1 protein-coding gene and 2 pseudogenes are annotated in these 3,202 nt (G+C 42.2%); all 3 read right to left on the bottom strand.

Annotation, left to right across the window (positions count from 1 at the left end):
- Positions 1–224, bottom strand: a pseudogene (locus NNC77_RS16200) (hypothetical protein); the annotation flags it as partial.
- Positions 225–330: 106 nt separating this feature from the next.
- Positions 331–2,640 carry a TonB-dependent receptor domain-containing protein gene (locus NNC77_RS16195; RefSeq protein WP_254971866.1) on the bottom strand — a complete coding sequence of 770 codons (2,310 nt, stop codon included), beginning with the start codon at positions 2,638–2,640 and terminating at the stop codon, positions 331–333.
- A gap of 158 nt (positions 2,641–2,798) precedes the next feature.
- Positions 2,799–3,202 (bottom strand): annotated as a pseudogene (locus tag NNC77_RS16190) (hypothetical protein); the annotation flags it as partial.

Here is a 3,202-nt window from a genome sequence, read left to right as displayed (position 1 = left end):
TGGCTTGTGATGTCGCAGTTATAAGATGCATTATCGTTGCCCTCGAAAGATACATGAGCCGTCCTTGGCTCATCGAAAAGATACAAATACTTGTATGGCACAAACACTTGCACTGTTCTCTGATTGATGACCTCACCATTAGCATCTATGGATATAGGATAAGGTATCTTGTAGAAAGCAACTGCGAGGGCGAGGACTATTTGCACTCGTCCTCTAATCCACAAAGCTCTATTTTCTCTGAGAGCTTCAATAAAGTGTTTGTTTCCATAATGTATAAAATTACGAAATATTCCTACTCTTTTTAAGATTTTCGGATACCTCTTTTTATTTTTAGAAGCGATTCAACTCCTCTTTACCAGCACCTTGTCCCTTGTATCTGCTTCTTGATGTATTGAAGTTATACTGCAATGTCAAGAGCAAGGAACGGCTGTCGTTTGTGATGCTTTGCCAAAGCGTAACATCCTTGTTGTAGAATTGTACGTCACGATTGCTCTTGTTGAAGATGTCGTTACCTTCGAGCGTAACCGAGAAACGATTTCTGCAAAAAGCCTTGTAAAGTTTGGCATTGAGGTATGAGGAAGAACTGAGTTTCATATTTTCCTTGTTACCACGGCTGTTCCATTCTATGTCTATGTTCATCCAGATGTCGCCTGGTAAATGGATGGCATTCTGAAACTGTACTACAGCTAATGGATTATAGAAGGACTTGCGTTCACCCAGATATTCCCCAGAGAACCACTGTTTGATGATGCCGGCATTTACCTTTGGTTGCCAAAATCCGATTTGGAATTGTGCGCCAAGGAAAGCCTGCAACTCTTGTATCTTTGGCGTATTCTCCATCGTGAGCAACTTCATTTCTCCATCCTCGCCGTATGGTTTCGATTCGTTGATGATGGCATTCTTCTTGTACTCGTATGATACCTTTGCAAAGAATTGCTTCCAAGCACCCATCAACTCCACGGAATGAATCTTGACAGGAGAAAGATAAGGATTACCACTTTGCAAGGTCAAGCGATTGACATAGTTGAGTGTTCCATCAAGGTCATCGTATGATGGACGCTGCATCTTGCTGTTGTAGCTCAATGCCCATTGTGTCTTACCTATCTCTGTAGAAATGGCGAGTGAAGGGAACACGTTGTTGTAAGTCTTGCTCTTATCTTCCTTGAGTTGTCCATCCTCTGTATATTTAAAACGAACATGCTCATAGCGAAGACCTGCCTCTACTGCGATTTTCCCAAACTGTTGACCGATGGAGAAGAAACCAGCCATGTTCTTCTCGTCACTCTTGGTATTGCTGTTGCCAATGGTTGCCATATTGATATTGAAATCATTCAGCACCTGAGAGGCTGTATATTCATTTCCCACTTCGATTTGTCCTTTCCACAAAGGATAGCTCAACACCAACTTTTCCGCAAACATCCGTGAGTGTCCAATGCTTGTGGATGCCACCAAATTCTTCTGCTGATTCATATTCGTCTCAGACTGATCGGAATTTTCATGCTTCTTTCTCCACATATAATCCATGTTGAAGTCAATGCCCAGTTTGCCTACATCACCATTATAATAGATATTGGCATGGTGCTTCGGCACAGCATGAATTCTCCCCTCTTTCACAGCTGAAACCTCATCGTCCAATTTACCATTGGCATACGATATAGAGCTATAATCTGAATGAGGCTTTTGTAAACCCACTCCATTCATATAGTAAGCACCGATGGAATGACGTTCACTGATCATCCATGACAAGCCAAACTTGCCAAAGAACTCATTATTTCTCATGCGGTTGATGCTCTCTATGTTCTGAAGCCAAGTAGTAGAACCTTGCGTTTCCATGTTCGTATTCTCATGACTATAGAATTTGCCGCCATAGTAATTGAGATTGGTGAACAACTCCAGTCCACCCGTACGGTATTTCAAGTTAGCTTGCTCCATGCTCGAAAAATAGTGGCGGAAGCCATTTTGCGCACGAAGTGTTCCACTAAAGCCGTCACCTTGTGGCAACTTGGTGCGAATGCGGATGACAGACTTGACGGAGGCATCATACTTGGAACCAGGATTTGTAATGACTTCAACATTCTTGATGTCCTGTGAATTGAGCTGTGCAAGTTCATTTTTGTCTTGGACAAGACGACCATTGATATAGATGAGCGGCGTACCCTTACCAAACACCTCGAAGTTTCCATCCCTGCCAGTAACCATCGGCACTTGGCGCAACACATCGTTCGCCGTGCCTGCATGAGACAGTTGAGAATTAACTACAGTAGTAACCAAGGCATTGCCCTTGATGGCAATAACAGGGCGTGATGATTTCACCACAACTTCACCGAGCATCTTGCTGTCCTCTTCCATCTTGATGACACCCACATTTTCACCCTCGCAATCCTTGCAGATGGTTTTGTAGCCCACGGATGTTACCTTGATGATTCCGCCATTGCAGATGGAGTCTATAGAGAAGCTACCATCCTCTCCACTCACCGCTCCCTTGACGAACGCGGAGTCTTGCCGATTTAGGAGCACCACATTGGCGAAAGCCAAAGGCTCACCCTTGGTGTCCACTACTTTTCCCGTGATACTCTGTGCCATCGTCAAGGTCATTACAGATAGGCACAAGGCCGTTGTTAAAATCCCCTTATTATTCATTGTATAATTATTTTTTTATTGCTTAATCTATTATATTCTTATCAATCCTCAGTATATAAGGAATCATGACGTTGCAAAGGTACTATATGAAAATTACAACGTATTTGCGGAAATATTAAAATTGTGTTACATAAAGAAAAAGTCCTTTATTTGGCTTTTCAAGGCATATTCTTACCTTCAATTTCAAGTAATTTGCAATTGGTAAGACTATCCTTGTATGTTGCCATTTCTATCATTTTATAATGGTGGCGAACAGAATCCTCGTAAGCAGCAACACGATTCCTCACATTATTTATAACATTTTCGTCTCGACATATAGAGAAGTACTTTTCAATGTAGTGAATGTTTGGGTCATCAGTAGAAAGCACCATCTTCAATGCCCTATATTTCAAGTCTGCCTCCTCCCAATCTTGGTAATCTCGCCATTGGGTGAGATTGCCCCAAATGGAAATGACAAGGGATAGAGCCAAGCCACCAATGAAAAGAAGAACATTCTTTGAGGTTGGCTCGAAGTGATGGGTTACAACCTTCTTTTGAGGTGATTTGTTCATCAATTCAAGTT

Source organism: Segatella copri, from assembly GCF_024330485.1.
Classification (GTDB): Bacteria; Bacteroidota; Bacteroidia; order Bacteroidales; family Bacteroidaceae; genus Prevotella; species Prevotella copri_L.
Note: the sequence above shows the minus strand (reverse complement) of the source record. Positions and strands in the feature narration are given on the sequence as shown.